We start from the raw sequence: 25,859 nt of genomic DNA on the forward strand, positions 1-25,859 counted from the left end.
GGCACAGCCGTGCCCGGCGAGAGAGAGCCGGAGCGCTCTCCCGCCGGGCCGTCGGCGTCAGCCGTCCTTGTCGTGGGGCCCGATGGGGCCTTTCAGGCCTTGTGCTGCATGGAGCTCCGTGCCGGGTTGCCCTGTTCGGCGGCCTTGGGGTCCTTCTCGTCGGCCTTGGCCCGTACGCCGTCGGCGATGCGCTTGCCGATGGTCTCGTCGATCTTCGACCAGTACGCGAAGGCTCGCTCGAGGACGGGTTCGCTCACTCCGTTGAGGAGGTGTCCGACGACGTTGTCGACCAGGCGGTCGCGGGCGGCGTCGTCCAGGACCTCGCGCACCATGGTGCCGGGCTGGCCCCAGTCGTCGTCCTCGGGGTGGGAGACGTAGGCGGCCCGGGTGATCTCGCCGTCGGCCGTCCAGCTGGGCGGGGATCCGTAGTGCTCGGTGTCCGCCGCGGGGCCGCCCTTGGAGTTCGGGGCGTACACCGGGTCGGTGGTGTTCCGGTAGGCCATCGCCCCGTCCTTCGAGTAGGTGTGGACGTCGACGACGGGGGCGTTCACCGGAAGCTGCTGGTAGTTGCCGCCGATCCGATGGCGGTGGGCGTCCGCGTAGGAGAACAGACGGGCCAGCAGCATGCGGTCCGGGCTCGGACCGATGCCGGGGACGAAGTTGTTGGGTTGGAACGCCGCCTGTTCGATCTGCGCGTGGTTGTCGGTGGGGTTGCGGTCGAGCGTCATGCGACCGACCGGGATGAGCGGGTAGTCGCCGTGCGGCCACACCTTGGTGAGGTCGAACGGGTTGAAGCGGTAGCCCGCGGCATCCTCGTACGGCATCACCTGCACGTACAGGGTCCAGCTGGGGTAGTCACCGTCCCGGATGTGCTCGAAGAGATCCCGGGTGTGGTAGTCCGTGTCGGCCGCGGCCATCTGGTCGGCCTCGTGCTGGGTGAAGAACTCGATGCCCTGGTCGGTCTTGAAGGTGTACTTCACCCAGAAGCGTTCGCCGGCTGCGTTGATCCACATGTAGGTGTGGGAGGTGTAGCCGTTCATGTGGCGCCAGGTCCGCGGGATGCCGCGGTCGCCCATCAGCCATGTGACCTGGTGGGCGGACTCCGGGGAGAGGGTCCAGAAGTCCCACTGCATGTCGTGGTCGCGCAGGTTGTTGTCCGCGCGGCGCTTCTGGGACCGGATGAAGTGCTGGAACTTCATCGGATCCTTCACGAAGAAGACCGGCGTGTTGTTGCCGACCATGTCGTAGTTGCCCTCGCTGGTGTAGAACTTCACCGCGAAGCCGCGCGGGTCACGCCAGGTGTCCGGGCTGCCGCGCTCGCCGGCGACGGTGGAGAAGCGGATGACCAGGTCGGTGCGCGTACCGGGCTGGAAGAGGGCCGCCTTCGTGTACGCACTGACATCGTGTGTCACCTCGAAGTGACCGAAGGCGCCGCTTCCCTTGGCATGCGGCTGCCGTTCGGGTATCCGCTCCCTGTTGAACTGCGCCATCTGCTCGATCAAATAGGCGTCCTGCAGCAGGATCGGCCCCCCGGGGCCCACGGTGAGCGAGTGTTCGTCGCTCTCCACCGGCGCGCCGGAATCGGAGGTGGTGGCGGGTCGGATCTCCGTCATGAGTCGTCCCTTTCCTGGTGTACCGGCGGCCAGGTCGCGACTCCCGTACGGACGCGGCATAGACGGTCCCAGCCGACACTTTTTTCCCATATGGCGCGTGACCCGGAGAAGGCGAGGTAAACGCCCTCGCCTCGACCCACCGGCATCGGGAGCGCAGGTAAGGCGTACGTGGGAAAATGTGCCCGCCGCGTCTCAGCCGACCTCATGCCCACCCGTGAAGGTCCTGCGCTCAGCACGCGATACTCGGGTCCCGATCCATCCCCACCTGGCATTATGGGAGCGGACGGTGATCCACCCGTTCTGTGTCGCAGTGGGGGCTAGAGGCAGTGCCACAACGGAATTCAGCTGACGATCACTTGCGCGCCCTTCACCAGCAGGGATGGGAAGCCGCATGTTCTCTCCACCGACACCTGCGCGGCGGAGGGGAGTTGGCCCCGATCGCCACTCCAGGTGTGCTGCTCGAACAGGGTGAGATCGCATACGGCGACGTGGCGGCGGACTACTCGCGCTTTTACGGCACGAACGTCACCTACAACCAGCGCTCGGGCTTCTACTTCGGGTCACCGATGTTCGTCGCCGCCGGGCTGGTCGGAGACGCGCTCTCCAACAACAGCGCCCGCAACCGGGCGCAGGCGATGGCTCAGGCGCAGTGGCGCGACTTCTCCTCCTGCCGCGCGATACTCACCGACCGCCGCATGCTGCTGCATGTCGCGGCGGAGAACCGTTGGGTGACGGTTCGGCACCACGAGATCATCAGCTTTCTTCCGGTGCTCGAACAGTGGGCACTGTTCACCGACTACCAGCAGTGGGAGCCGATGCGGCTGGCCGGGCCGACCGTGCCGTGGCTGACCGCCGCGACGATCTCCGTGCTCAACCGTGGCCGGTCCGAGTACCAGCAGCTTCCGCCGCTGCCCCTCCCGGACTGACCTCCTGATCTGTGTCGGTTCACTTGCTGCGCTGCAGCGTTCCGGTGTCCTCCACGCTCGTCACCTCGTAGCGCAGAGCGCCGTCGCCCGAGGGCGTCAGGATGAGATCGACCTCGTCGACGCAGTTCATCGGGCTGCTCTCCTTGGTGATCTCCTCTCGGACCTGCACCGAATGCCCGGTGTCCATGGTGAGGATCCATCGGCCGCTGCACGCCAGTGACGGGTACTCGACGGTGGCCACCTGGTCGCCGATCTTCCCGCCCTTGTAGTTCACCTGGATCGAGTAGAGGCTGCCGTCCGACTCGCGCACGTTCCCGGTCCACTTGCCCTTGTAGTCGGCCGGGGACGCCTTCGGGGAGTTCGTGGAGGAACCCGCCCCGGACGCCCCGGAGTTGGCTCGGTCCCCTTTTCCTCCGAGGCCGGGTAGCACCACGGACAGAACGATGGCGATCACGACGACGGCGGCAAAAGCGAGCAGCACGGGGCCGACCCGGCTCGCTCGGCTGCCGCCCGGCGGGAAGCCGCCCGGTACCGGCGGCATCGGCGGTGTGGTCACCGTTGTCCGTGGCGTCGGCGTCGGCATCGGCGGCATCGGGGACGGCGTCGGCGTGGGTACGGGGGGCATCGGTACCGGCGTCGGAGTGCCCGGCGGCGGGGCAGGGACGCGCCCGCCGTGCATGGTCGGCAGAGCGTGCACGTCGTCCCCCACACGACCCGGGGCCGGGTTGTCGACCCGGGTCGGCGGCGGCGCGTCCTCGAGGTCGAGGAGGGCGGCGGCATGCCGGCCGAGCTCCGCCATCAGGGCGCCCGGAAGCCACGCGTCCGAGGGGGCATCCGCCGTGGCCGCCTCTGCCGTCGCCACGATCTCCGCCAGCGGAATCCGGTGCTCGGGCTGCTTGGCGAGGCACCGCCCCACGAAGTCGGCCAGCGGCTCGGGCATCCCCTCCAGGTCCGGTTCGTCCTCGGTCACCCGCAGCATGATCGCGTGGGCGCCGCTGTCCGTGCCGCCGAATGCCTGTCGGCCCGTGGCGGCGAACGCCAGCACCAGGCCGAGACTGAACACGTCGCTCAGTCCGGTGATCTCGCTGCCCAGGATCTGCTCGGGCGACATGTACCCCGGAGAGCCGACCATCGCACCGGTGCGGGTCAGCACACTGGCCTCCGCCGCGCGGGCGACGCCGAAGTCGATCACCCGGGGGCCGTTGACCGTCAGCATGACGTTCGACGGCTTGAGGTCCCGGTGCACCAGCCCGCAGCCGTGGATGCTCTGCAGCGCACGGGCCAGACCGGAGGCAAGGTGCCACACCGACTGCTCCGGCAGCGGCCCGCCCATCTCGGTCACCGCCTCGTGCAAGGTGGGACCGGCGACGTACCCGGTCGCGACCCAGGGCGTGTCCGCCTCGGTGTCGGCATCCAGGACCGGGGCCGTCCACTCCCCGCCCACCTGCCGCGCCGCGGCCACCTCCGCGCGGAACCGGCGGCGGAACTCGGCGTCGTACGCCAACTGCGCATGGACCAGCTTCACGGCGACCGTGCGCCCCCGCTGCGACCGGCCGAGGAACACCCGCCCCATGCCCCCGGCTCCGAGCCGTCGGAGCAACCGGTAGTCCCCGACCTGTGTGGGATCGCCGGGCCGCAAGTTCTCCATGACGGTTTCGTCCCCTGTTTCTCTAGCCCCGAGTGCCCTCGGCTCAGCATCGCACTACAGCCCGACGCTCAATACAACATCACCGGTTGCGCCTGCGGGTGTTACAGGTGGATCACACTGCGATCGGGGGCCGAGGTCGCGTCGGGTCACTCCACCGCGGTAGGCCTGCGGGACGCCGCCATCGCCTCGTTGACGTCCGTCAGCGGGCGCAGCCGGTAGGTGTAGGAGTAGTCGCGGCTCGGGAACAGCTTGTACTGGTCGTGGGTGTGCGCGCCCCAGCTGTTGTCGCCGCCCAGGCCCATCTGACGGTGATTCACGCGCAGGACGACCTCGTCGCGCGGGGTGAGCTGGTAGTCGTGGCGGACGCCGGACGACAGGTCCTCCGGGGTGAAGTGCGAGGCGTTGACCTCCAGCAGGGGTTCGCCGGAGACGAGCAGGCCGGTGCCCCTGGCGTCGGTCAGGGCGATCCAGCGGACGTCGGTCTTGTTGCCGTTCTCCTGCGGGCGGATGTACGGGGTCCACTGCTCGGAGACGGTTCCGGCGTACACGCCCACGTCGGTGGCGTCGCGGCGGTCGACGTAGTTCTCCTCCGGCCCGCGGCCGTAGTAGCGCAGCCGCTCGAAACGTCCGGGCAGGCACAGCAGCGTGCCGACCTCCGGGATGTACGGCAGGGACGCGGCGCCCGGGTGCAGGGTGTTGTCGACCTTGATCTCGCCGTTGCCGAACACCGTGTAGGTGGTGGTGTACGTCGACTCGACGGAAGTCGGCAGTGTGCCGCTGACCTTGATCTCCACTGCCTTGTCGCGCAGGGCGCGCACCGTCACGTCCGTCACCTTGCGGTTCTCGCCCGCGTCGCGCCAGGTCTGGTTGCGGGTGTGCTGGCCGTTGCCGCGGTCGTTCTCGGTGGGTGCCCGCCAGAAGTTCGGCACCGGGCCGGAGGTGAGGAGTCGTGTGCCGCGGGACTCGTACGACGTGATGACGCCGCTGGTCTTGTCGACGGTGACCGAGAAGCCCTCTCCCCTGACGGTGAGGACCTTGTCCCCCTCCTCGTGGCGGAGGGCCGGCACGTTCGCCAGGGGCACGGGCGTCACGGCCGGGATGTCTGCGTTGATGGCGAGTTGCTGCTTTGCCACCTCGAAGCCCGCCTTCGCCCACGGGGTGGATTCCTTGGTGGTGAAGGAGAGTTGGAGGAAGTACTCGGTGCCCGGCGCGGGGTCGTCCGGCAGCTTCACCGGCACCGTGATGTCCTTGCTGCCGAGCGGCGGGACGTCCAGCTGGGCGCGGCTCAGCCTGCCGCGCATCACCACCTCGCCGTCGGCGACGAGCTCCCAACGGCCGTCGAACTCGCGGGTGTTGGTGAACAGGTACTCGTTGGTGAGGGTGATGGCGGCGCCGGCTGTCAGTGAGTCACCGGACGCCGGGGCCGCGTTGACCGCCTGGTAGATCTGCTTGATCTCGGCCGCCTTGCCGGTGTGGCGGCGGTCGGCGGTGACGATGCCGTCGGCGTTGGAGGTGCCGTCGTTGGGGTTGTCGCCCCAGTCGCCCCCGTACGGGAAGAAGGTCTTCGCGCGGGGCCGCTTCTCGGTGAGGCCGACGGTGGCCGCGTCGAACCAGAAACGCACGCCCTCGTCACCGGGACCCCGGCTGTCGCGGCCGAGTTCGGCGGCGCTGAGCGCGCGGGCGTACACGCGTGCTCGGCGGATCGTGCCGCTGAACTCCCGTGTGGGGTTGTCCACGTCGGTGGCGAGGGCGAGGGGCGCGGTGGTGGTGGCGGGCCTGCGCGTGGTGGTGCGGGTGGACTTCACCTCGCCGTCGACGCGGAGGGTCAGCGCGCCCGTGTCCGCGTCGAAGACTCCGGCGATGTGGTGCTCGCGGCCGGTCCAGTCGGCCGGGAGGGCCCAGTTGGCGGTGATCCACTGGCCGTCGCCGTGGATGAAGAACTCCAGGGTGTCGTCCGACTGCTTGAGGGCGTACTGGGTGTCGCCCTTGGCGATGATCGGCTGGTGGTAGCCGGTGTGGTGCGGGGTGACCCAGGCTTCCAGGGTGAGCGAGCCGGTGAGGTCGAGGCGCTCGTCGCGGGGGAATACGGTGGCCCCGGAGACGCCCTTGGCCCGGTCGAAGGTGCCGCTCGCGGTGAGGATCTCACCGCGCAGGGCGCCCGGCCCGGCCTCGGTGAGGAACTTGCGCGTCGGCACGGGCCAGTTCAGCGACTGGTCGACGAAGTCCCAGATCCAGCCGCCCTGGAGGACGTCGTAGCGGCGGACGATGTCCCAGTACTCCTTGAAGTTGCCGTTCGAGTTCCCCATCGCGTGCGCGTACTCGATCATGACGTACGGCCGGGTGTCGGCGGTGTCCTTCGCGCGCTGCTCGACGCGGGACGGGCTGTCGTACATCTCGGAGCGGATGTCGCTGATCGTCGGCCGGTCGTCGCCCTCGTACTGGATCACGCGCGTGGTGTCGTAGGACTTGATCCAGTCGTGCATGGCGACGAAGGTGCTGCCGCCTCCGGCTTCGTTGCCGAGCGACCAGATGACGACCGAGGGGTGGTTCTTGTCGCGGTGGACCATGGCCTGGGCGCGCGCGACGCATGCCTTGGTCCAGTCGGCATGGTCGCCGGGGTACTCGCCGCGGATGCCGTGGGTTTCGAGGTTGGTCTCGTCGACGAGGTAGAGGCCGTACTCGTCCGCGAGTTCGTACCAGAGCGGGTTGTTGGGGTAGTGCGAGGTGCGGATCGAGTTCATGTTCATCCGCTTGATGATCTCGATGTCCTTGACCATGTGCGCGCGGGTGAGTGCCATGCCGCTGTCGGGATGCATCTCGTGCCGGTTCGCGCCGCGGAAGGACACCGGTTTGCCGTTGATCCGCATCAGGCCGTCCCTGAGCGCGAACTCACGCAGGCCGACGCGGTGCGACAGGGTCTCGATCACCTGGCCGGCCGGATCGCGCAGCCGCAGCACGGCTGTGTAGAGGTTCGGGTGCTCGGCGGACCACAGCTTCGGCTCGGGCACGGCTCTGCTCGCCCGGACGGTCACGTCCTCACCCGCGGGGGCGGACGCGAGGTCGACGGCCTGCTGGAGCGGCCTGGACCACACGGCGTGGCCGCGGGAGTCGTACAGCTGCGTCTCCACGGAGTAGCCGCCCTCGGCCGTCCCGCCGTAGGAGCGCACGTTGGCGGTGACGGACAGCTCGGCGGCCGTGTAGTCGTCGCTGAGCGGGGTGTCCAGCTTGAAGTCGCGCAGGCGGACTTCGGGCGTGGAGTAGAGGTAGACCGAGCGGAAGATGCCGCTCAGCCGGATCATGTCCTGGTCCTCCAGCCAGTCGCCGTCGGAGAAGCGGTAGACCTCGACGGCGATCTGGTTGGTGCTGGGCTTGAGGTACGGGGTGATGTCGTACTCGGCGGGGGTGAAGGAGTCCTCGGCGTACCCCACCAACTCCCCGTTGATCCACACGTAGTGCGCGGACTTCACGCCCTCGAAGTGCAGGAAGGTGCGGCGCCCCGACCAGCCGCGCGGCACGGTGAAGGTACGGCGGTACTGCCCGACCGGGTTGAAGCGGGTCGGCACGGCCGGGGGCTGCGCCTCCTCGCCCAGGCCGTTCGGGCCCCACCAGGGGTAGGTGATGTTGACGAAGATCGGGCGGTCGTAGCCGTGCATCTGCCAGACGGACGGGACGGGGATGCTGTCCCAGTCGCTGTCGTCGACGTCGGTGCGGTGGAAGTCGGGGTCCCGGTCGTCGGGGCGGTCGACGTAGGCGAACTTCCACTTGCCGTCGAGGCTCAGCCGGTACGGCGAGCGGGTGCGGTCGGCGTCCAGCGCCTGCCTCACGTCCGCGTACGGCATGAGGGTGGTGTGCGGCGGCTGGGTGCCGATCCGGAAGACGTCGATGTGGCCGTTCCACTCCGGGGTGCCGGCCGCCGCTCCGGCCCCGTCGGCCGCGTGCACCGTGGCGGACGATCCGGCGACGGCGAGCACCCCGAGCAGGGCGGCTCCTCCCTCCAGGAGACGGCGGCGGCTGACCGGTACGCCCGGCGTGCGGGACGGGCCGGTGGGGGGCACGGGGGTGAGCGGCATCGACGGCGGCCTTCCTCGGGACGACAGTGCGGCGCTGCGCGGCTTGAGGGAGCGTCAGATCATGTGCGGTGCTGTTCGGAAACCCAACGCACACTAGGTTGTGAACACAGTGGAAGCAATGATGCTGTCGAGGTTTGTGTGTTCCTGATGGGTACGGCCGTCGACCTTGGCCGAATCCAGCTGCTCGAACTGTGTCCGGTGCAGCTCGGCGTAGCGTCCGCCCGCCGCCAGCAGCTCGTCGTGCGTGCCGCGTTCTACGATCCGACCCGCCTCGACGACCAGGATCAGGTCCGCCGCCCGCACGGTGGACAGCCGGTGGGCGATCACGACCGCGGTCCTGCCCTCCAGCGCCTCGGTGAGCGCCTCCTGGACGGCGGCCTCGGAGGTGTTGTCGAGGTGGGCGGTGGCCTCGTCCAGGATGACGACGCGCTGGCGGGCCAGCAACAGCCGGGCGATGGTCATCCGCTGGCGCTCGCCGCCGGAGAGCCGGTAGCCGCGCTCGCCGACCACCGTGTCGAGGCCGTCGGGCAGGGACCGTACGAGCTCGTCGAGGCGGGAGCGGCGCAGGGCGTCCCAGAGTTCGGCGTCGGTGGCGGTGGGGCGGGCCAGCAGCAGGTTGGCGCGGACGGTGTCGTGGAAGAGGTGGCCGTCCTGGGTCACCATGCCGAGGGTGGCGCGCAAGGACTCGGCGCTGAGGTCGCGGACGTCGGTGCCGGCCACGCGTACGGTGCCCTCGTCGACGTCGTACAGCCGCGGGAGGAGTTGGGCGACGGTCGACTTGCCCGCGCCGGACGAGCCGACGAGGGCGACCGTCTGGCCGGGTTCGGCGCGGAAGGAGATGCCGTGCAGCACCTCGGCGCCGCCGCGCGTGTCGAGGGTCGCGACCTCCTCCAGGGAGGCGAGGGAGACCTTGTCGGCGGACGGGTAGCCGAAGCGGACGTTCTCGAACTCCACCGACACCGGGCCCTCGGGGACCTCCTTCGCGTCCGGCTTCTCCTCGATCAGCGGCTTCAGGTCGAGCACCTCGAAGACGCGCTCGAAGCTGACCAGGGCGCTCATGACCTCGACGCGGGCGCCGGCGAGCGCGGTGAGCGGCGCGTACATACGGGTCAGCAGCAGCGCCAGTGAGACGACGGCGCCCGGCTCCAGGGTGCCGCGCAGGGCGAACCAGCCGCCGAGGCCGTAGACCAGGGCGAGGGCCAGGGCCGACACCAGGGTGAGCGCGGTGATGAACACCGACTGGGCGACGGCCGTCCGTACGCCGATGTCGGCCACCCTGCGGGCCCTCGCCGTGAACTCCTCCGACTCCTCCCCCGGGCGCCCGAAGAGCTTGATCAGTGTGGCGCCGGGCGCCGAGAAGCGCTCGGTCATGCGGGTGCCCATCGCGGCGTTGAGTGCGGCGGCCTCCCGCTGCATGCGGGCCATGCGGTGGCCCATGCGGCGGGCCGGGATCACGAAGACGGGAAGCAGGACGAGGGCGAGCAGGGTGATCTGCCAGGACAGGGTGAGCATGACGGCGAGGGTGAGCAGCAGGGTGACGAGGTTGCTGACCACGCCGGACAGCGTGTTGCTGAAGGCGCGTTGGGCGCCGATGACGTCGTTGTTGAGACGGGAGACCAGCGCTCCCGTACGAGTACGTGTGAAGAACGCGACCGGCATGCGCTGCACATGATCGAACACAGCCGTACGCAGATCGAGGATGAGGCCCTCGCCGAGCGTCGCCGACAGGCGCCTGGCGATGATCCCGAGCACCGCCTCCGCGACAGCGATCAGGGCGATCAGCAGGGCCAGGCGGACGACGGTGCGCTCGTCGCCGCCCGTCACGATCGCGTCGACGACGCGTCCGGCGAGTACGGGGGTCGCGACGGCGAGCAGCGCGGTCATCACCCCGAGCACGACGAAGAACGCGATCCGGCGGCGGTGCGGGCGGGCGAAGGCGGCGATGCGGCGCAGCGTGGCGCGGGCGAAGGGGCGGCGTTCCTGCTCGGCGTTCATGACGCTGTGCAGCTGGGTCCAGGCTGTGGTCTCCATGCTCATGCGAGAGAACGTAGAACCTCAAGCAATGTTGAGGTCAACCTCGAAGTCCGTCCGCAGCCGGTCCGTAAGGCGCCGTCCCCGCTGTCGCTACCCGCAGTTGTCACAGCGTGGAGAACCTCTCCGAATGTGACAGCCGTACGACTTCCCGCGGGCCGCCTGCTCAGACGTCTCCCGGTCCGCCGGATACTGGTCCTGCTTCCGCTCGCCCTCGTCATCGTGGTCGCGGTGCAGCACCGCTCCGTGCTCGCCGAGGGCATCGGTCATCTGGCGACGGCCAAGTGGCCGTGGCTGCTCGCCGCGGCCTGCGCCACCTGCCTCACCTGGGTCGCGGCAGCCGTCACGCGGCAGGGCGCCGTGATCGACCGGCTGCCCAGACTGCGGCTGCTCGTCACGCAGTTCGCGGCGGGCTCCGCCAACCACCTGCTGCCCACGGGGCTGGGCGCGAGCGCGGTCAACCTGCGCTTCATGACGGTGTGCGGGCTGCCGCTCGCCCGTTCCTCGGCCGCGCTGGCCCTGTATCTGCTCGCGGAGAGCGTGGCCCGTGTAGGCCTGCTGGCCGCCCTGCTGATCGCCTTCCCGCACGCGCTGCAACTCGGGCCGCTCCTGCCGGAGGGGGCGTGGGGCCCGCTGCTGCTGATCATCGGTGCGGCGGCGGTCGTGATCGTGGCCGTCTTCGCACTCGTACGCCGGCTGCGCACCGCCGTGTTCTCGTTCCTGCGCACCGCACTGGACGAAGCGCGCTCGGTGCACACCCGTCCGTCCCGGGCACTGGCACTGTGGGGCGGTTCGCTGGCCTTCCCCGCCCTGCAGGCGTCCGGCCTGGTCCTGGTCGGGCTCGCCCTGGGGCTCGACGTGCCGCCGGCCCACATGGCGCTCGCCTATCTCGCGGCGACCGTCGCCGTCGCCCTGGTGCCGACGCCGGGCGGGCTCGGCTCGGTCGAGGCGGCACTGATAGTGGCGCTGGTGGCGGCGGGCGGCCCGGTTGCGGTGGCGACGGCGGTCGTGCTGGCGTACCGGATCATCACGGTGTGGCTGCCGCTGCTGCCTGGGGCACTGACGCTGGGGGCGCTCGTGCGCTTCAAGGTCATCTGATCAAGGCCGCCCGATGCAGGCGGCCCGATCAAGACGGTCCGATCAAGGCGGTCCGACCGATCGGTTCCGGTGGAAGGTCATGTGACCAGTCAGTAACGTACGGGGTCCGACCCACGGAAAGGACCCCCGCCATGCCGGTCCGCGTCGAGCGTCAGGGGCACGTCACCACCGTCGTCCTCTCCCGTCCGGAGGTCCGCAACGCGGTCGACGGGCCCACGGCCGCCGATCTCGCCGACGCCTTCCGGGAGTTCGACGCGGACGACGAGGCGCGGGTGGCGGTGCTGTGGGGCGAGGGTGGCACGTTCTGCGCGGGCGCCGACCTCAAGGCGCTCGGCAGCGGCCAGGGCAACGAGGTCGCGGAGGACGGGGACGGCCCGATGGGGCCGACCAGGCTGCGGCTGTCCAAGCCGGTGATCGCCGCGGTCGCGGGACACGCCGTGGCCGGAGGTCTCGAACTGGCGTTGTGGTGCGATCTGCGGGTCGCCGAGGAGGACGCTGTCTTCGGGGTGTTCTGCCGCCGCTGGGGCGTACCGCTGATCGACGGCGGCACGGTACGGCTGCCCCGGCTGATCGGCACGAGCCGCGCCATGGACATGATCCTGACCGGACGTCCGGTGCCGGCCGGCGAGGCGTACGAGATGGGGCTCGCCAACCGTGTGGTGCCGAGCGGACGCTCCCGCGCCGAGGCCGAGGAACTGGCCGCCGCGATCGCGCGGTTCCCGCAGGCCTGCCTGCGCGCCGACCGCGCCTCCGTGCTCGACCAGGAGGGGCTGGCCGAGCCGGCCGCGATGCGTGCCGAACTCCGGCACGGCATGGGCGTGTTGACGCAGAGCCTGGAGGGCGCGTCCCGTTTCGCCTCCGGTGCGGGGCGCCACGGGTCGTTCTCGGACATGTGACGGGGTTCACCGCTGAGGCATCCGTACCGCATCCGCTACCCCATCCCGTGGCCGTCGCCCCGGGAGCGTGCGCGGCGTGGAGCGCCCCCTGAGCGACGCTCGCGCATCAAGCGCGCCTGCGGAGGCGGTCGTTCCGCCCTCGGGGTGCCGGAAGTTCGAGGGAGAATGCCCGAAAGCGGCCGATGAGGCCGTCCGGCCGACGCTCCCGGTGCGAACACATGTACCCGATACGGCAGGATGAGCCCTCGCGCCGGTCTCGGGGGATGGGGTGGCCGGTGCGACGGCACATCGCGGAATCGAGCAGGTGACAACGTGACGAGACTTCACATCCGGCCGTCGGCGAAGGGGTTCGCCGCAGCATTTCTCCTCGGGGGTGACCGGTGAAGCGCGCGCTCACTGTGGACGACCTGGTCATCGCGGGGATAGCGCTGGCGGCGGGGCTGCTGGCGGCCGTCCTGCTGCGGATGCTGCTGCGCTGGCTGGGCAAGCACGCCGACCGCACCCGCTGGAGCGGCGACGACCTCATCGTGGACACCCTGCGCACCGTGGTGCCGTGGGCGGCGTTCCTCGGCGGCGCGGCCTCCGCGGGCGCCGCGCTGCCGCTGACGAAGACGGTCCAGCACAACGTCAATCAGATCCTGACCGTGCTGCTCATCTTCGTCGTGACGCTGTCGGTGGCCCGCGGGATCGCCGGGCTGATGCGGACGGTCACCCAGTCCCGCCCCGGTGTCGCGGGCTCGGCCACGATCTTCGTCAACATCACCCGGGTGCTGATCCTGGCCATCGGCTTCCTGGTGGTGCTCCAGACCCTGGGCATCTCCATAGCGCCCCTGCTCACCGCCCTGGGCGTGGGCGGTCTTGCGGTCGCGCTGGCCTTGCAGGACACGCTCGCCAACCTCTTCGCGGGCATCCACATCCTCGCCTCCAAGACCGTCCAGCCCGGCGACTACATCCGGCTGAGCAGCGGCGAGGAGGGCTACGTCGAGGACATCAACTGGCGCCAGACGACCGTGCGCGCGCTCTCCAACAACCTGATCGTCATCCCCAACGGGGAGCTCGCCAAGACGAACATGACCAACTTCATGCGGCCGGAGCAGGAGTTGACGATTCTGCTCCAGGTCGGCGTCGCCTACGACAGCGACCTGGACCACGTCGAGCGGGTGACCAACGAGGTCATCGCCGAGGTGATGGCCGAGGTCGAGGGCGCCCTCCCGGACCACGAGCCGATCATCCGCTTCCACACCTTCGGCGACTCCCGGATCGGCTTCACGGTCATCCTGGGCGTCGGCGAGTTCAGCGACCAGTACCGGATCAAGCACGAGTTCATCAAGCGCCTGCACAAGCGCTACCGCACGGAGGGTATCCGCATTCCGGCGCCCACCCGGACGGTGGCGATCCAGCAGGGGGCGGTGTCGATACCGCAGCAGTCGATACCGCATCCGCGCCTCCCCGGAGAGGCGGACGAGGTGACCCCCGTCCGCCTCGACTGACCTGCTCGGACGTGCCTAGAGGGTGGCCGAGTTGTCGTGGGACCGGCTGCCCTTGCGGCTGTGCGGCGCGGCGAGGGCCGGGTTCACCGGGGTGACCGTCCAGTCCGGGTGCCCCGGCATCCGCGGCGTCTTCGTGCCGTACAACCAGTCCCGAAGGAATCCGGTCAGATCCTGGCCGGAGACCTCGGAGGCCACGGCGATGTAGTCCTCCGTGGACGCCGAGGAGTTGCGGAACCGGTCGAGGAAGGCACGCTCAAGGGCGTTGAAGGCCTGCTCGCCGACGAGGTTGCGCAGCGCATACAGGACCAGGACGCCGCCCAGGTAGCGCTGGCTGTCGAAGAGGTTCACCGCGTTCGGCGCCGCGACCGGCCCCGAGTCGTGGCGCCACTGGTCGCCGCGCGCGTAGGTGTCCTTCATCCGCGCTTCCATCGAGGTGAGGCCGAGGGAGTCGGCCCAGCCGCGCTCGTAGCGGTAGAGCAGCCCGTAGAAGTCGGCGTGGCCCTCGTTGATCCACAGGTCGGCCCAGGTGGCGGGGCTGACACTGTTGCCGAAGTAGGAGTGGACCAGCTCGTGCATCATGTGCGAGCCGATCTTCGGCTCCGCCTGGAGCAGGTAGTTCGGCTTGTAGATGGTGAGGGTCTGGGTCTCCAGGCCCGTGAAGTCGAAGGCGTTCGGGTCGTCGGAGTTGCAGGGCAGTAGTCCGTACGTCTCGAACGGGTACGCCCCGAGCCGCGTCTCCAGCCATGCCACGATCCCCGGCGTGAGCGCCAGTGCCGGCTCCAGCGCCTCGGCGCGTGCGGTCGGGACGACGTCCCGCAGCGGGAGGCCGTTCGGGCCCTGCCGCTGCTTCACCACGTAGTCGCCGACCGTTATCTGGATCAGCTCCGTGGCCATGGGCTCGCGGGAGCGGTACGTGTAAGCCGTACGGTCGCCGTCCAGACGCTGGGTGCGCACGAGCCGGCCGGTCGCCACGCCGCTCAGCCCGTTCGGGACGACGAGGCGGAAGGAGAAGTCGGCCTTGTCGGACGGGTGGTCGTTGCAGGGAAAGACGGTGCGGGCCAAGTTCGGCTGGCAGCACACGGCGAACCCGTCGGGCGTGTCGACCCAGCCGGTGTGCGGCTGCGGAATACGACGAGGGTCCGCCGCGTACTCGACGCAGACGGTGACCCGGCACTTGGCCGGCAGGGTCCGTGCGGGCGTGATGCGCAGTTTCTCGTCGACCTGCTCGAAGGCCGCCTTGCGGCCGTCGACGCGGACGGAGCGGATGTCGAGGCCCAGGGAGTCGAGGGAGAAGCGGCTCAGGGCCTGGGTGGTGCGGATCTTCAGGGTCGCGGTGGCGTCGACCAGGCGGGTCGTGGCGTCGTAGGAGAAGTCGAGGTGGTAGGCGCCGACGCGGTAGCCGTCGTTGCCGAGGGCCGGGTAGACCGGGTCACCGAGGGTCTCGGGGCCCGGGGTGCCGGAGGTCTTGGCGGCCGACGCCCCCGTCAGCGTCGGCGTCGCGTGGGCGGAGGGGGCGGCGGCCAGGGCCGCTGCCGTGCCGATCAGGGCGGCCGCGGGGGCCGTCACTCTGCTGCGATATCTCATGGTCCGCTTTCGCTCGGGCGGCCGGATGGTCATGGCCGGCCGCCGGATCGGTGGTGATCGCCTTACATGACTGTGGGACCGGCGATCCGGTTGCACGGAGGCGGTCGGTCCGGTTGCGCGGATTCGAGATCGCGGCAGATATCCCGCACCTCAGTGCGGACCCCTGTCGAGTACGGGTCGGTCACGAGATATCTTGATGTCGAGCAATGTTGCAGACGTGGAGCGGAGCACCCGGTGACTGACTCGACCATCATCTATACGCACACTGACGAGGCCCCCGCCCTGGCGACGTATTCGTTCCTGCCGGTGGTCCAGGCTTACGCCTCGCAGGCGGGTGTCGCCGTGGAGACGCGGGACATCTCGCTGGCCGGCCGCATCATCGCGGTGTTCCCGGAGCACCTGACCGAGGACCAGCGCATCCCGGACGCCCTGGCCGAGCTCGGAGAGCTCGCCAAGACGCCGACGGCCAACATCATCAAGCTGCCGAACATCTCGGCGTCGATCCCGCAGCTCAAGGCCGCGATCGCCGAGCTCCAGGGCCAGGGCTACGCGCTGCCGAACTACCCGGACGACCCGAAGACCGACGAGGAGCGGGAGATCCAGGCCCGCTACGACAAGGTCAAGGGCTCCGCCGTGAACCCGGTCCTGCGTGAGGGCAACTCCGACCGGCGCGCCCCCGCCTCGGTCAAGAACTACGCCAAGGCCCACCCGCACCGCATGGGCGCCTGGTCCGCCGAGTCCAAGACGAACGTGGCGACCATGGGCCGCAACGACTTCCGCTCCACCGAGAAGTCCGTCGTGATCTCCGAGGCAGGCACGCTCAGGATCGAGCACGTCGCGGAGGACGGCACGACCACCGTCCTGCGCGAGTCCGTACCGGTCCTCGCCGGTGAGGTCGTCGACGCCTCCGTGATGCACGTGGCCGAGCTGCGTGAGTTCCTCACCGCGCAGATCGCCGAGGCCAAGGCCCAGGGCGTGCTGTTCTCCGTGCACCTCAAGGCCACGATGATGAAGGTCTCCGACCCGATCGTCTTCGGCCACGTGGTGCGCGCCTTCTTCCCGAAGACCTTCGAGCAGTACGGCGCGGCCCTCGCCGCCGCCGGTCTGTCCCCGAACGACGGTCTGGGCGGCATCCTCAAGGGCCTGGACGCGCTGCCGAACGGCGCCGAGATCAAGGCGTCCTTCGAGGCGGAGATCGCCGAGGGCCCGGAGCTGGCCATGGTCGACTCCGACAAGGGCATCACCAACCTGCACGTGCCGTCCGACGTGATCGTCGACGCCTCGATGCCGGCCATGATCCGCACCTCCGGCCACATGTGGGGCCCGGACGGTCAGGAGGCCGACACCCTGGCCGTGCTGCCGGACTCCTCCTACGCCGGCGTCTACCAGGCCGTGATCGACGACTGCCGTGCGAACGGCGCCTACGACCCGTCGACCATGGGCTCGGTCCCGAACGTCGGCCTGATGGCGCAGAAGGCCGAGGAGTACGGCTCCCACGACAAGACCTTCGAGGCCAAGGCCGCCGGTACGATCCGCCTGGTCGACCAGGCCGGCGACGTGGTGATCGAGCAGGCGGTCTCCGCCGGTGACATCTTCCGCGCCTGCCAGACCAAGGACGCCCCGATCAAGGACTGGGTGAAGCTGGCCGTCACCCGCGCCCGCGCCACCGGCGACCCGGCCGTCTTCTGGCTGGACGAGACCCGCGCGCACGACGCCAACCTGATCGCCAAGGTCAACGCGTACCTGCCGGAGCACGACACCGAGGGCCTGGACATCCGCATCCTCGCCCCGGTCGACGCCACCAAGCTGTCGGTGGAGCGCATCCGCCGCGGCGAGAACACCATCTCGGTGACCGGCAACGTCCTGCGCGACTACCTCACGGACCTCTTCCCGATCCTGGAGCTGGGCACCAGCGCCAAGATGCTGTCGGTCGTCCCGCTGATGGCGGGCGGCGGCCTGTTCGAGACGGGCGCCGGCGGCTCCGCACCGAAGCACGTCCAGCAACTGGTCAAGGAGGACTACCTGCGCTGGGACTCCCTCGGTGAGTTCTTCGCGCTGGTGCCGTCCCTGGAGCAGTACGCGACGGCCACGGGCAACACCCGCGCGCAGGTCCTCGCCGACACCCTCGACCGCGCCACGGCGACCTTCCTCAACGAGGACAAGTCCCCGACCCGTCGCGTCGGCGGCATCGACAACCGCGGCAGCCACTTCTTCCTGTCCCTGTACTGGGCGCAGGAGCTGGCCAAGCAGACCGACGACGCGGACCTGGCGAAGGCCTTCGCCCCGCTCGCCGAGACGCTCACCGCCAACGAGCAGAAGATCGTCGACGAGCTGAACGCCGTCCAGGGCAAGCCGGCCGAGATCGGCGGCTACTACCAGCCCGACCCGGCCAAGGCCGCCGCGGTCATGCGCCCGTCGGCCACCTGGAACGAGGCGCTCGCCTCGCTGAGCTGACCCATCGGGCCTGCGGGCCTCGCCGTCTCCGCCCCGACCGGTGCACCGCCCGGCCGGGGCGGAGTCATGTCCGGGGGCTCTTTCCGGAGTCGTTGACGAGGGTGTTCCGAAGTCAGGCGATTTCTCTCACGCAATTGCGTGAGCCATGTGCATGATCTCAACTATCCTCAGGTACAAGGAAATTGACGGCCGGACGCACTTGCCCGGCGCAACAGACGCGAGGGGTGAGGCAATGGCCACGGCCGGCGGACCCACGCTACGGCGGCGCCAGCTCGGCGCCGAACTCCGCCGCCTGCGCGAACACGCGGGCAAGCGGATCGAGGACGTCGCGGCGCACCTGGAGTGCTCGATGTCCAAGATCAGCAGGGTGGAGACCGGACAGGCCCCCATCAAGGCCCGGGACGTCCGCGATCTGCTCCAATGGTACGGCGTGACCGAGCCGGAGCTCACCGAGGCCGTCATGCTGATCCACAAGGGCGCCCAGCAGCAGGGCTGGTGGGCGCACTACAACGAGGTGCTGCCCTCCGGCATGGCCACCTACGCGGGCCTGGAGGCGGACGCCAGTGTCCTGCGCAGCTATGAACCCACTTTCGTGCACGGCCTGTTGCAGACCGCGGACTACGCCCGTGCCGTGATCGCCGCCGTCCGGCCCAACGAGCCGTACGAGGTGGACCAGTTGGTGCGCTTCCGCAAGGAGCGGCAGGCGCTGCTGACCAGGACTCCCGAGCCGCTGGAGCTGTGGGTGGTGGTGGAGGAGAGCGCGCTGCGGCGGCCCGTCGGCGGCACCGAGGCCATGGTGGACCAGCTGGAGCACCTGGCCAGGGCGACCGAGCTGCCGAACGTCACCATCCAGATCATGCCGACCGCGAAGGGCGCCCACGCGGCCCTCGCCGGGACCTTCTCGCTGCTGGAGTTCGGGCCGCGCGAGCCCACCGTCGTCTACGTCAACTCCATCGCCGGAAACGTGTACTTGGAGAAGGAACGCGATGTCCGCACCTTCATCCAGACCTTCGACCTCGTGCGGGCCGCCGCTCCCGACCCGCAGGAGACACCCACCACGCTGGAGCGGATCGCAAGGGAGATGCAGGGGTCATGAGCGCGCACGACGGACGGAGGCTGTCGCGGGTCGAACTGGACGGGGCCGACTGGCGCAGGAGCAGCCGCAGTTCGGGCAACGGAGCGTGTGTCGAGGTCGCGGCAGTCGCCGGCCTCGTCGCGGTCCGGGACTCCAAGATCGCTCCGGGACCGGCACTCGTGTTCACACCGCACGAGTGGCAGGCCTTCCTCGGCGGAGGAGTGCCCCTTGGCGCGTCGGGCTGCCCATGAACGAGGTCGCCTCTCTCCCGCCCGTCGCGTCCGGTGCCTTTTACACCGGGGAGACCTTCTGGACGGCGGCCGGCGTAGCCGGGACCGTACTCGTCGGGTTCCTCGCGATGTGGACGGCGTTCCGCTCCACCCATCCCAAGCGGCGGCTCAACTACACCGTGAGCCACCAGCCGTTGGTGCAGCAGGTCATGTACGGGAGCCTGGAGATCCGGTGGAACGGTGCCTTGCTCACCGATCCACACGTGGTTCGGCTGGTGCTGACCAACCCCGGGCGGTGGGACATCCCCAGCGAAGCGTTCGACCGGGGGGACCCGTTCCAGGTCGACCTGGGCGTGCCCTGTCTGGAAGTGCTGCGCACCGAGGCCGGCCCCGGCGCGGCCCGTGCCCCGCAGACGGAGGTGTGCGGTTCGCTGCTGCGCATCGGACCCGGCCTCATCGGCCGCGGCACGACGATCACCTACCTCCTGCTCGTGGACACGGCACCGGCGTACGACTGCCGGCACTCCCTCGTCGACGTCAAGGTGCAGCAGGTCTCCATGCCCGCACCCCGCCGGATCACCCGGCAACCCCTGACCAGAACACCTTGAGAGACCCATGCCTGCTTCCTTCGAGCTGCTGCCCGGCGCCGCCGACTCCCCCGTGATCCTGCACGTACCGCACTCCGCGCGGCAGATCCCGGCCGACGCGCGGACCTCGATCGTGCTGGACGACCGGGCGCTGGAGCGCGAGCTCGACCACATCACCGACGCGCACACCGCGGAGCTCGCCGAGGCGGCGGCCGAACGGGCGTCGCTCACGCCCTGGCGGTTCGTCAACCGGTTGTCCCGGCTGGTCGTCGATCCGGAGCGGTTCCCGGACGAGCGGGAGGAGATGCTGGCCGTGGGCATGGGTGCCGTCTACACCCGGACCACGCATCGCGCGGAGCTGCGGCCCGCCGGCACAGACCCGGAACCGCTGGTCGAGCGGTACTTCCGGCCGTACGCGAAGGCGATGACGGAAGCCGTGGCCGACCGGCTCGCCGCCACCGGCCGGGCCGTGATCATCGACGTGCACTCCTATCCGACCGCCCGGCTCCCCTACGAACTGCACGGCGAGGGCCCGCGACCGCCCGTCTGCCTGGGCACTGACTCGTACCACACGCCGCCCGGACTGCTCGACGCCGCCCGGGAGGCGTTCGCGCCGTGCGGGGAGACGGGGCTGGACAGTCCGTTCAGCGGTACGTACGTACCGCTGGACTTCTACGGCAGCGAGCCCCGGGTCGGCGCCCTGATGATCGAGATTCGCCGGGACACGTACATGACCGAGCCGGGCGGCCCCGCAGGTGCGGGACTCACCCGGCTCTCGGCGGCACTGGCGGCGCTGGTGGACGCCGCCGCACGCTGACCCGGCGGGTCAGGCCCGCAGCCACTCCGTGACCACGACCTCCGCGCCCGTCCGCAGCCGCAGCGCGAAGGGGCCGTTCGGCGGTGTGTCGCTGGTGAAACGGCCCATGTCGTCGGCCTCCACCGGGATGGCCGTCTGCGGGCCGCCCAGCACCTCGATCCGTGCCTGCTGGGGCGGCAGTACCTGCCCCATCAGCCCCTGCGCGGTCACCTCCACGTCGACGGTCACCTCGCCCGCGCGGAACGTCAGCATCCGCGGCACGTCCGTGGCCCCCCTGACCGGAATGGCGTCCACCACCGAGTCGAAGGTCAACTCGGCGATCCGGGCGTCGAGGTCGTGCAGTGCGAAGGCCTCGACGGCGAGCTGCCGCAGCTGGGCCGGCACGGGGTCCAGGATGGCGGCGGCCTGGCGGAGTTCCTCCTCCAGCAGTTCGATGTCGAACCCGTCGTCGCCGGACCCGTTGTGGTCGACGGGCTCCTCGCCGGTCGCTTCGTCGTGCATGTCGTCGTTCACAACGCTCCCCGTGCGTCGAGTCGGGCCCTCAGTCGGCGCAGACAGCGCTGGCGCAGCGGCCCGATGCTGCCCACGGCGATGCCCAGTGCGGCGGACACCTCCTGGTAGCTGGGCGGCGGCGAGGCCATCAGCACGCGCAGCAACTGGCGGCAGCGGTCGCCGAGTTCCTCGAACTCCTGCCACATCCAGCGGATGCGCTCGGACTCGGCGGCGGCCTCCTCGGAGTCCAGGAGCGACTGTTCGGGCGTACGCTCCTCGCTGACCCGGTCCAGCAGCTGCGGATCGCTCGTCACGGTCAGCCGCCTTAAGCTCTTGAGCACCTTCAGGCATTCGTGCCGTGCGGTGCTCGCGAGCCAGGACCCGGCCTTCTCGGGTTCACGGATGCGCCCGAGGTGCTGGGCGAAACGGAACCACACGGTCTGGTACACCTCGTGGGCATCGGCGTCGTTGAGCCGGTGCGCGCGCACGACGGACCACACCAGTGGGCTCATTCCTTCCACGAGCGCCTTCCAGGCCGCCGCGTCGCCGTCGACGGCGGACTGGACCAACGCACCGACATCTGCACGGTCCACAGCCCCACCCCTCGTGTACGGCAAGTCATCGTACGCCGCGGAGGGGGCGGTTCCGACCCTCATGAGCGAGGAGCCGGCGGTGCGACGGGGACAGGGCGCCAGGTCGGGGGGCGAAGCGCGGGTACATGCGCCCCCCGCACCTCCGCGAACCCGGTGTTCGCCGCGAGCATCTTGTACCGGGCGACCCGCGGGTCGTTCTCCTGCTGCGAACTCATGTGGGTGGCGATCATCGCGGCGACGACGGGAGTGGCGAACGAGGTGCCGCTCCAGTGCGCGAACCCCTCGAACATCACCTGGTCGGGCTTGGTGCCGCTGCTCCCGCCCGTCTCGCTCAACAGGCCGGTGTGGCGCGGGGAGACGCAGGAGCAGGAGTAGCCGAAGCCGTACCGGCAGGCGTCGTAGGTGGAGTGCTGGTACACGTACGGCACGGGCGTGTCGAAGCCGGTGAGGACGCTGGTGAGGCGCTCGCCGGGGGCGTACACCTTGACCCAGGAGCCGTGGTTGCTGAAGCAGGCGCCGAACTCGCCGTCGCCGCGCAGCGCGCCGACCGACAGCACGGTGTCCTGGTAGTCGGGCAGGTCGGCGTAGGCGGCGGGCCAGAAGGGCGTGGCACTGCCGTTGTTGCCGGCCGCGGCGACGAGCAGGGTGCGCCGGCCGCGCAGTTCCTGCATGAAGGCCTCGACGCCGAGCAGGCCGTCGGTGCGGCCGTTGGAGGTGCCGGCGGAGAGGCTGAGGATGTCGGGCCAGCCGCCCGCGTCGACGGCATCGAAGAGCTTCTCGCCGAACTCGGACTCCAGGATGGCGCCGGCGTCGTTGAGGGAGTTGCGAACCGTGACGTTCGTGTTGGGCGCGACGGCGGCGACGAGGCCCGCGATGAACGTGCCGTGGCCGACGTACTGCTGGAGGATGCCGTCGTCGTCGCACTCCTTGAGCTGCGCGTCGCCGTCGGTGTGGGCGAGCAGCGGGGCGGACCGGAAGTCGTTCATGAGGCCGGTGTCGATGACGAGGACACCGACGGCGGTGTCCGGGTCGTGGGCGCCCTCGGCCACCGCGGGGTTGAGCTGCTCGGTGGCCGGGACGGGCACGGGCTCGTCGCCGGGGCAGGAGTTGACGGCGATCGAGACCAGGTGGTTGCGGCTGACCAGGCGGCGTCCGGCCCGGCCCTCCGTCTCGCGCAGGGCACGCAGGGCGTGCGCGACCGGGCGGTCGCCGGCGCGGTCGCCCTCGCCGGGGTCGCCGACCTGGATGCGGGTGATGCCCGAGCGGTTCGTCTGCGGGCTCATGCGCCGCACGTTGTCCTGCACGAGGTCGGGCTCGGCGGTGAAGTGCGCGCGTACGGTGTCCTCGACGAGGCGGGCGTCCTCGCCGTCGCGGACCAGGACGTAGCCCTTCTCGTAGATGAACTCGGCGGAGTCGTCCGGTCCCATCGCGAGGGGGACGTCGGGCATGGAGCGTTGGATGTGCTCGAACTGCTCGTGGAATCGCTGTGGTGCCATGGCGTGTCCTCCCACTGAGGCGACGGTCGTCAATCAGAGCCGTGCGGTCACTGATTGATACAGCGCCAAACCTGTGTGGCACGGTCCTGGGGCAACTACCATCCGTGGAGTGACAGCGGGAAGCGAATCGGTTCTCGAACTGCTGCCGATGGTGTTCGCCGCCCCCAACGACGCCCTGGCGAGGGCGGAAGGGGTGCTCGACGCCGATCCGACGCCGTTGCACGCCTCCGTCGCCCACCAGGTGATCGGCATCTGGCAGCGGGACTGGGGCGACATGCGCATCGCCCTGTACCACCTGCGGCGTGCCCGGGACCTCGCGGCGCGCGCGGAGTCGGCCGACCGGGAGGCGGACGTCCTGGCCGCGCTCGGGGTCGCGCTGGTGCACGCGGGGCGCACTCAGCAGGGGCTGGCCGCGCTGGAGCGCGGCGTCGTGCGCGGCAGCGGGCACACACGCGCGCGCGTGCTGTTCCGCCGGGCCTACGCCCGCTGGGTGCTGGGCCATCACCGGGAGGCGTTGGATGACGTGCGCAAGGCGATACCCGTGCTGCGGCAGATGGAGGACGTCATCTGGACGGCGCGGGCGCTGACCCTGCGTGCGACCGTGCATCTGGCGGTCGGCGCGGTGGACCGGGCGGATGCCGACTTCACCGCGGCCGAGGCACTGTGGGACACCACGGGCCAGGAGCACGACAAGGCCGACGCGGTGGAGAGCCGGGGTCTCGCGGCGTTCCGGGCGGGCGACATCCCGGCCGCGCTGCGGCTGCTCGACGAGGCCGAGGAGCGGTACGCCAAGCTCGGCACGCCGACCTTCATGCTCAACATCCGCCGCTGCGAGGTGCTCATGGCCGCCGGCCTGGCCCGGGAGGCGCTGACCGAGGCCGACGCGGCGATCGCCGTGCTCGACGGCATCGGCGGTCAGTCCACCCGCAAGGCCGAGCTCCTGCTGGCCGCCGCGCGCGCCGCCCGGCTGGCGGGCCAGGCGCACACCGCGATCGCGCGCGCCGACATGGCCGTACGGCTGTTCGCGGGGCAGCGCCGCGGCTGGTGGGAGACGCATGCCCGGCTGGTGCTGATAGAGGCACGGGTGGCCGCCGGGCGCAGTTCGGGGCGGCTGGTGGCCGACACGGCGGCGGTCGCCGAACGGCTGGCGTCGTTCGGCGCGCCGGCCGCGCCGGAGGCCTCGCTGCTCGCCGGCCGGATCGCGCTCGGCCTGGGCTGGCGGGCCGACGCCGAGCAGCATTTGGCGGTGGCCGCCCGCAGCAGGCACAGCGGGCCGCCGCTGGCGCGGATGACGGGTTGGGCGGCGCAGGCGCTGCGGGCCCGGGCGGCCGGGTCGGGGCGCGGCGTCCTGGAGGCCTGCCGGCGGGGCCTGGACGTGCTCGATGCGCACCGGATGACGCTGGGCGCCTCGGAGTTGCGTGCCCGCGCCACCGAGCAGGGCGCGGAGCTGGCCGCGCTGGCCCAGCAGGCCAGCCTCGACTCCGGCAGTCCACGCCGGCTGCTGGTGTGGAGCGAGCGCTGGCGGGCCACCGCCCTGTCCACCCCACCGACCCGGCCGCCGGCGGACCCGGAGCTGCAGAGCAACCTCACTGCGTTCCGGGAGATCGCGGCCCGCGCGGAGGCCGCCCGCATGGAGGCGCGTCCCGTGCCGGCACTGGAGCGCGAACAGCGGCGTCTGGAGCGGGAGATACGCTCCCGGACCCTTCACATGCGCGGCGACACCCCCGGCGACGGCCACCGCTTCGACCCGGTCCGGCTGCTGGAGCGGCTGGGCGACGACGTACGGCTGGTCGAACTCGCCGTGCTGGACGGGCGCGTTCAGGTGCTGCTGTGCGGGCAGGGTCGGGTACGTCGGTACGAGGCCGGGCTCCTGGCCGAGGCGGAGAGGGAGGCCGAGCACGTCCAGGCCGGGCTGCGGCGGCTGGCCCACCCGGGTGCGGAGGGGCGGCTTCCGGTGGTGGAGGCTGCCGGACGGCATCTGGAGGAGCTGCTGCTCGGGCCGGCCGCGGCCCATCTGGGCGACGGCCCCGTGGTGGTCGTGCCGCCGGCCAGGCTGCACCGTGTGCCGTGGGCGCTGCTGCCGTCGCTGCGGGAGCGGGTGCTCAGCGTGTCGCCGTCGGCGAGCAGTTGGCTGCGCGCCCGGGAGACCGAACCGCCGCCCGCCGGCCGGCATGTGCTGGTACGCGGTCCGGGACTGGCGACCGGTGGCGCGGAGGTGCCGCACCTGGCCGGCCGGTACGGCGGATCGGTCGTCCTGGAGTACGCGGACGCGCGCGTACCGCGTGTCCTCGAAGAGCTCGACGGGGCCGAGCTGGCGCACATCGCGGCGCACGGCACGTTCCGTGCGGACAGCCCGCTCTTCTCCGACCTGCGGATGGCCGACGGTCCGCTCATCGTCCATGACTTCGAGCGCCTGGACCGCAGCCCGTACCGGATCATCCTGTCCTGCTGCGACACCGCCCGCTTCGCCTCCGTCGGCGCCGACGAACTGCTCGGCCTGGTCACCGCCCTGCTGCCGCTGGGCACGGCGGGCGTGGTGGCGAGCAGCGCGCCGGTCAACGACGCCGCGGTGGTGCCGCTGATGCTCGCCCTGCACAAGGGGCTGAGCCAGGGGCTCTCCCTGGCGGAGGCGCTGCGCGACGCGCGGGCGGCCCTGCCGGGGGACGCGCTGCATCAGGCGACGGGGTGGGCGTTCTCGGCCTTCGGAGCGGCCTGATCCGGCTTTGGCCTGATCCCGATACAGCGTGATCCCGGTACGG

The 25,859-nt window shown here is 70.6% G+C and carries 18 protein-coding genes; 10 read left to right on the forward strand and 8 right to left on the reverse strand.

Features of this window, described 5'->3' with window-relative positions; genetic code table 11:
* Positions 1–92 precede the first annotated feature (92 nt).
* Entirely contained in the window at positions 93–1,613 is a 1,521-nt protein-coding gene (locus tag ACZ7L5_RS11590; RefSeq protein WP_328877783.1) for a catalase, read from the reverse strand.
* A 428-nt stretch (positions 1,614–2,041) separates the two neighbouring features.
* On the opposite strand from ACZ7L5_RS11590, the gene ACZ7L5_RS11595 reads away from it, so the two are divergent.
* The gene (locus tag ACZ7L5_RS11595; protein WP_328877784.1) at positions 2,042–2,539 is read left to right on the forward strand and encodes a hypothetical protein; all 498 of its coding nucleotides are present in this window, start codon (positions 2,042–2,044) and stop codon (positions 2,537–2,539) included.
* A gap of 19 nt (positions 2,540–2,558) precedes the next feature.
* Here the strand turns inward: ACZ7L5_RS11595 and ACZ7L5_RS11600 are convergent, their stop codons facing one another.
* The 3 genes from ACZ7L5_RS11600 to ACZ7L5_RS11610 all read right to left on the reverse strand — a co-directional run bounded on the left by ACZ7L5_RS11600 (position 2,559) and on the right by ACZ7L5_RS11610 (position 10,294).
* Positions 2,559–4,187, reverse strand: a complete 1,629-nt coding sequence (locus tag ACZ7L5_RS11600; RefSeq protein WP_471516437.1) for a serine/threonine-protein kinase — start codon at positions 4,185–4,187, stop codon at positions 2,559–2,561.
* A 146-nt stretch (positions 4,188–4,333) separates the two neighbouring features.
* Positions 4,334–8,257 carry a glycoside hydrolase family 2 TIM barrel-domain containing protein gene (locus ACZ7L5_RS11605; protein WP_471516438.1) on the reverse strand — a complete coding sequence of 1,308 codons (3,924 nt, stop codon included), beginning with the start codon at positions 8,255–8,257 and terminating at the stop codon, positions 4,334–4,336.
* 93 nt (positions 8,258–8,350) lie between these two features.
* On the reverse strand, positions 8,351–10,294 hold the full coding sequence (locus tag ACZ7L5_RS11610; RefSeq protein ID WP_471516439.1) for an ABC transporter ATP-binding protein: 1,944 nt from the start codon (positions 10,292–10,294) through the stop codon (positions 8,351–8,353).
* 126 nt (positions 10,295–10,420) lie between these two features.
* Here ACZ7L5_RS11610 and ACZ7L5_RS11615 point away from each other — a divergent pair, with 126 nt between their 5' ends.
* The 3 genes from ACZ7L5_RS11615 (at position 10,421) to ACZ7L5_RS11625 (ending at position 13,772) form a co-directional block, all read left to right on the forward strand.
* Entirely contained in the window at positions 10,421–11,386 is a 966-nt protein-coding gene (locus ACZ7L5_RS11615; protein WP_471516440.1) for a lysylphosphatidylglycerol synthase transmembrane domain-containing protein, read from the forward strand.
* Between the two features lie 131 nt (positions 11,387–11,517).
* Positions 11,518–12,282, forward strand: a complete 765-nt coding sequence (locus tag ACZ7L5_RS11620) for a crotonase/enoyl-CoA hydratase family protein (protein ID WP_471516441.1) — start codon at positions 11,518–11,520, stop codon at positions 12,280–12,282.
* A 380-nt stretch (positions 12,283–12,662) separates the two neighbouring features.
* The gene (locus tag ACZ7L5_RS11625; protein WP_471516442.1) at positions 12,663–13,772 is read left to right on the forward strand and encodes a mechanosensitive ion channel family protein; all 1,110 of its coding nucleotides are present in this window, start codon (positions 12,663–12,665) and stop codon (positions 13,770–13,772) included.
* A gap of 15 nt (positions 13,773–13,787) precedes the next feature.
* Here the strand turns inward: ACZ7L5_RS11625 and ACZ7L5_RS11630 are convergent, their stop codons facing one another.
* Complete coding sequence (locus ACZ7L5_RS11630) at positions 13,788–15,356, reverse strand: M1 family metallopeptidase (RefSeq protein ID WP_471516443.1); 1,569 nt, start codon at positions 15,354–15,356, stop codon at positions 13,788–13,790.
* A 234-nt stretch (positions 15,357–15,590) separates the two neighbouring features.
* On the opposite strand from ACZ7L5_RS11630, the gene ACZ7L5_RS11635 reads away from it, so the two are divergent.
* The 5 genes from ACZ7L5_RS11635 (at position 15,591) to ACZ7L5_RS11655 (ending at position 20,519) form a co-directional block, all read left to right on the forward strand.
* The gene (locus ACZ7L5_RS11635; protein ID WP_471516444.1) at positions 15,591–17,810 is read left to right on the forward strand and encodes an NADP-dependent isocitrate dehydrogenase; all 2,220 of its coding nucleotides are present in this window, start codon (positions 15,591–15,593) and stop codon (positions 17,808–17,810) included.
* Positions 17,811–18,042: 232 nt separating this feature from the next.
* Positions 18,043–18,906 (forward strand): helix-turn-helix domain-containing protein, encoded by an 864-nt coding sequence (locus ACZ7L5_RS11640; RefSeq protein WP_471516445.1) that lies wholly within the window; start codon positions 18,043–18,045, stop codon positions 18,904–18,906.
* Complete coding sequence (locus ACZ7L5_RS11645) at positions 18,903–19,136, forward strand: DUF397 domain-containing protein (protein WP_471516446.1); 234 nt, start codon at positions 18,903–18,905, stop codon at positions 19,134–19,136. The genes ACZ7L5_RS11640 and ACZ7L5_RS11645 overlap by 4 nt, the downstream gene beginning before the upstream one ends.
* Positions 19,133–19,723 (forward strand): hypothetical protein, encoded by a 591-nt coding sequence (locus ACZ7L5_RS11650; protein ID WP_471516447.1) that lies wholly within the window; start codon positions 19,133–19,135, stop codon positions 19,721–19,723. The genes ACZ7L5_RS11645 and ACZ7L5_RS11650 overlap by 4 nt, the downstream gene beginning before the upstream one ends.
* Before the next feature lie 7 nt (positions 19,724–19,730).
* The gene (locus tag ACZ7L5_RS11655; protein ID WP_471516448.1) at positions 19,731–20,519 is read left to right on the forward strand and encodes an N-formylglutamate amidohydrolase; all 789 of its coding nucleotides are present in this window, start codon (positions 19,731–19,733) and stop codon (positions 20,517–20,519) included.
* A gap of 9 nt (positions 20,520–20,528) precedes the next feature.
* On the opposite strand, the gene ACZ7L5_RS11660 is transcribed toward ACZ7L5_RS11655, so the two are convergent.
* The 3 genes from ACZ7L5_RS11660 to ACZ7L5_RS11670 are packed head-to-tail and all read right to left on the reverse strand — an operon-like array spanning position 20,529 to position 23,100.
* Positions 20,529–21,020: a hypothetical protein gene (locus ACZ7L5_RS11660; RefSeq protein WP_471516748.1), complete on the reverse strand. Its 492-nt coding sequence runs from the start codon at positions 21,018–21,020 to the stop codon at positions 20,529–20,531.
* Between the two features lie 8 nt (positions 21,021–21,028).
* On the reverse strand, positions 21,029–21,604 hold the full coding sequence (locus ACZ7L5_RS11665) for an RNA polymerase sigma factor (RefSeq protein WP_328877796.1): 576 nt from the start codon (positions 21,602–21,604) through the stop codon (positions 21,029–21,031).
* A gap of 59 nt (positions 21,605–21,663) precedes the next feature.
* Complete coding sequence (locus ACZ7L5_RS11670) at positions 21,664–23,100, reverse strand: S8/S53 family peptidase (protein WP_471516449.1); 1,437 nt, start codon at positions 23,098–23,100, stop codon at positions 21,664–21,666.
* Between the two features lie 148 nt (positions 23,101–23,248).
* Here ACZ7L5_RS11670 and ACZ7L5_RS11675 point away from each other — a divergent pair, with 148 nt between their 5' ends.
* Positions 23,249–25,816, forward strand: coding sequence for a CHAT domain-containing protein (locus tag ACZ7L5_RS11675; protein ID WP_471516749.1), 2,568 nt, complete (start codon positions 23,249–23,251; stop codon positions 25,814–25,816).
* Positions 25,817–25,859: the final 43 nt, after the last annotated feature.

Source organism: Streptomyces sp. NPDC107528 (genome assembly GCF_055639295.1).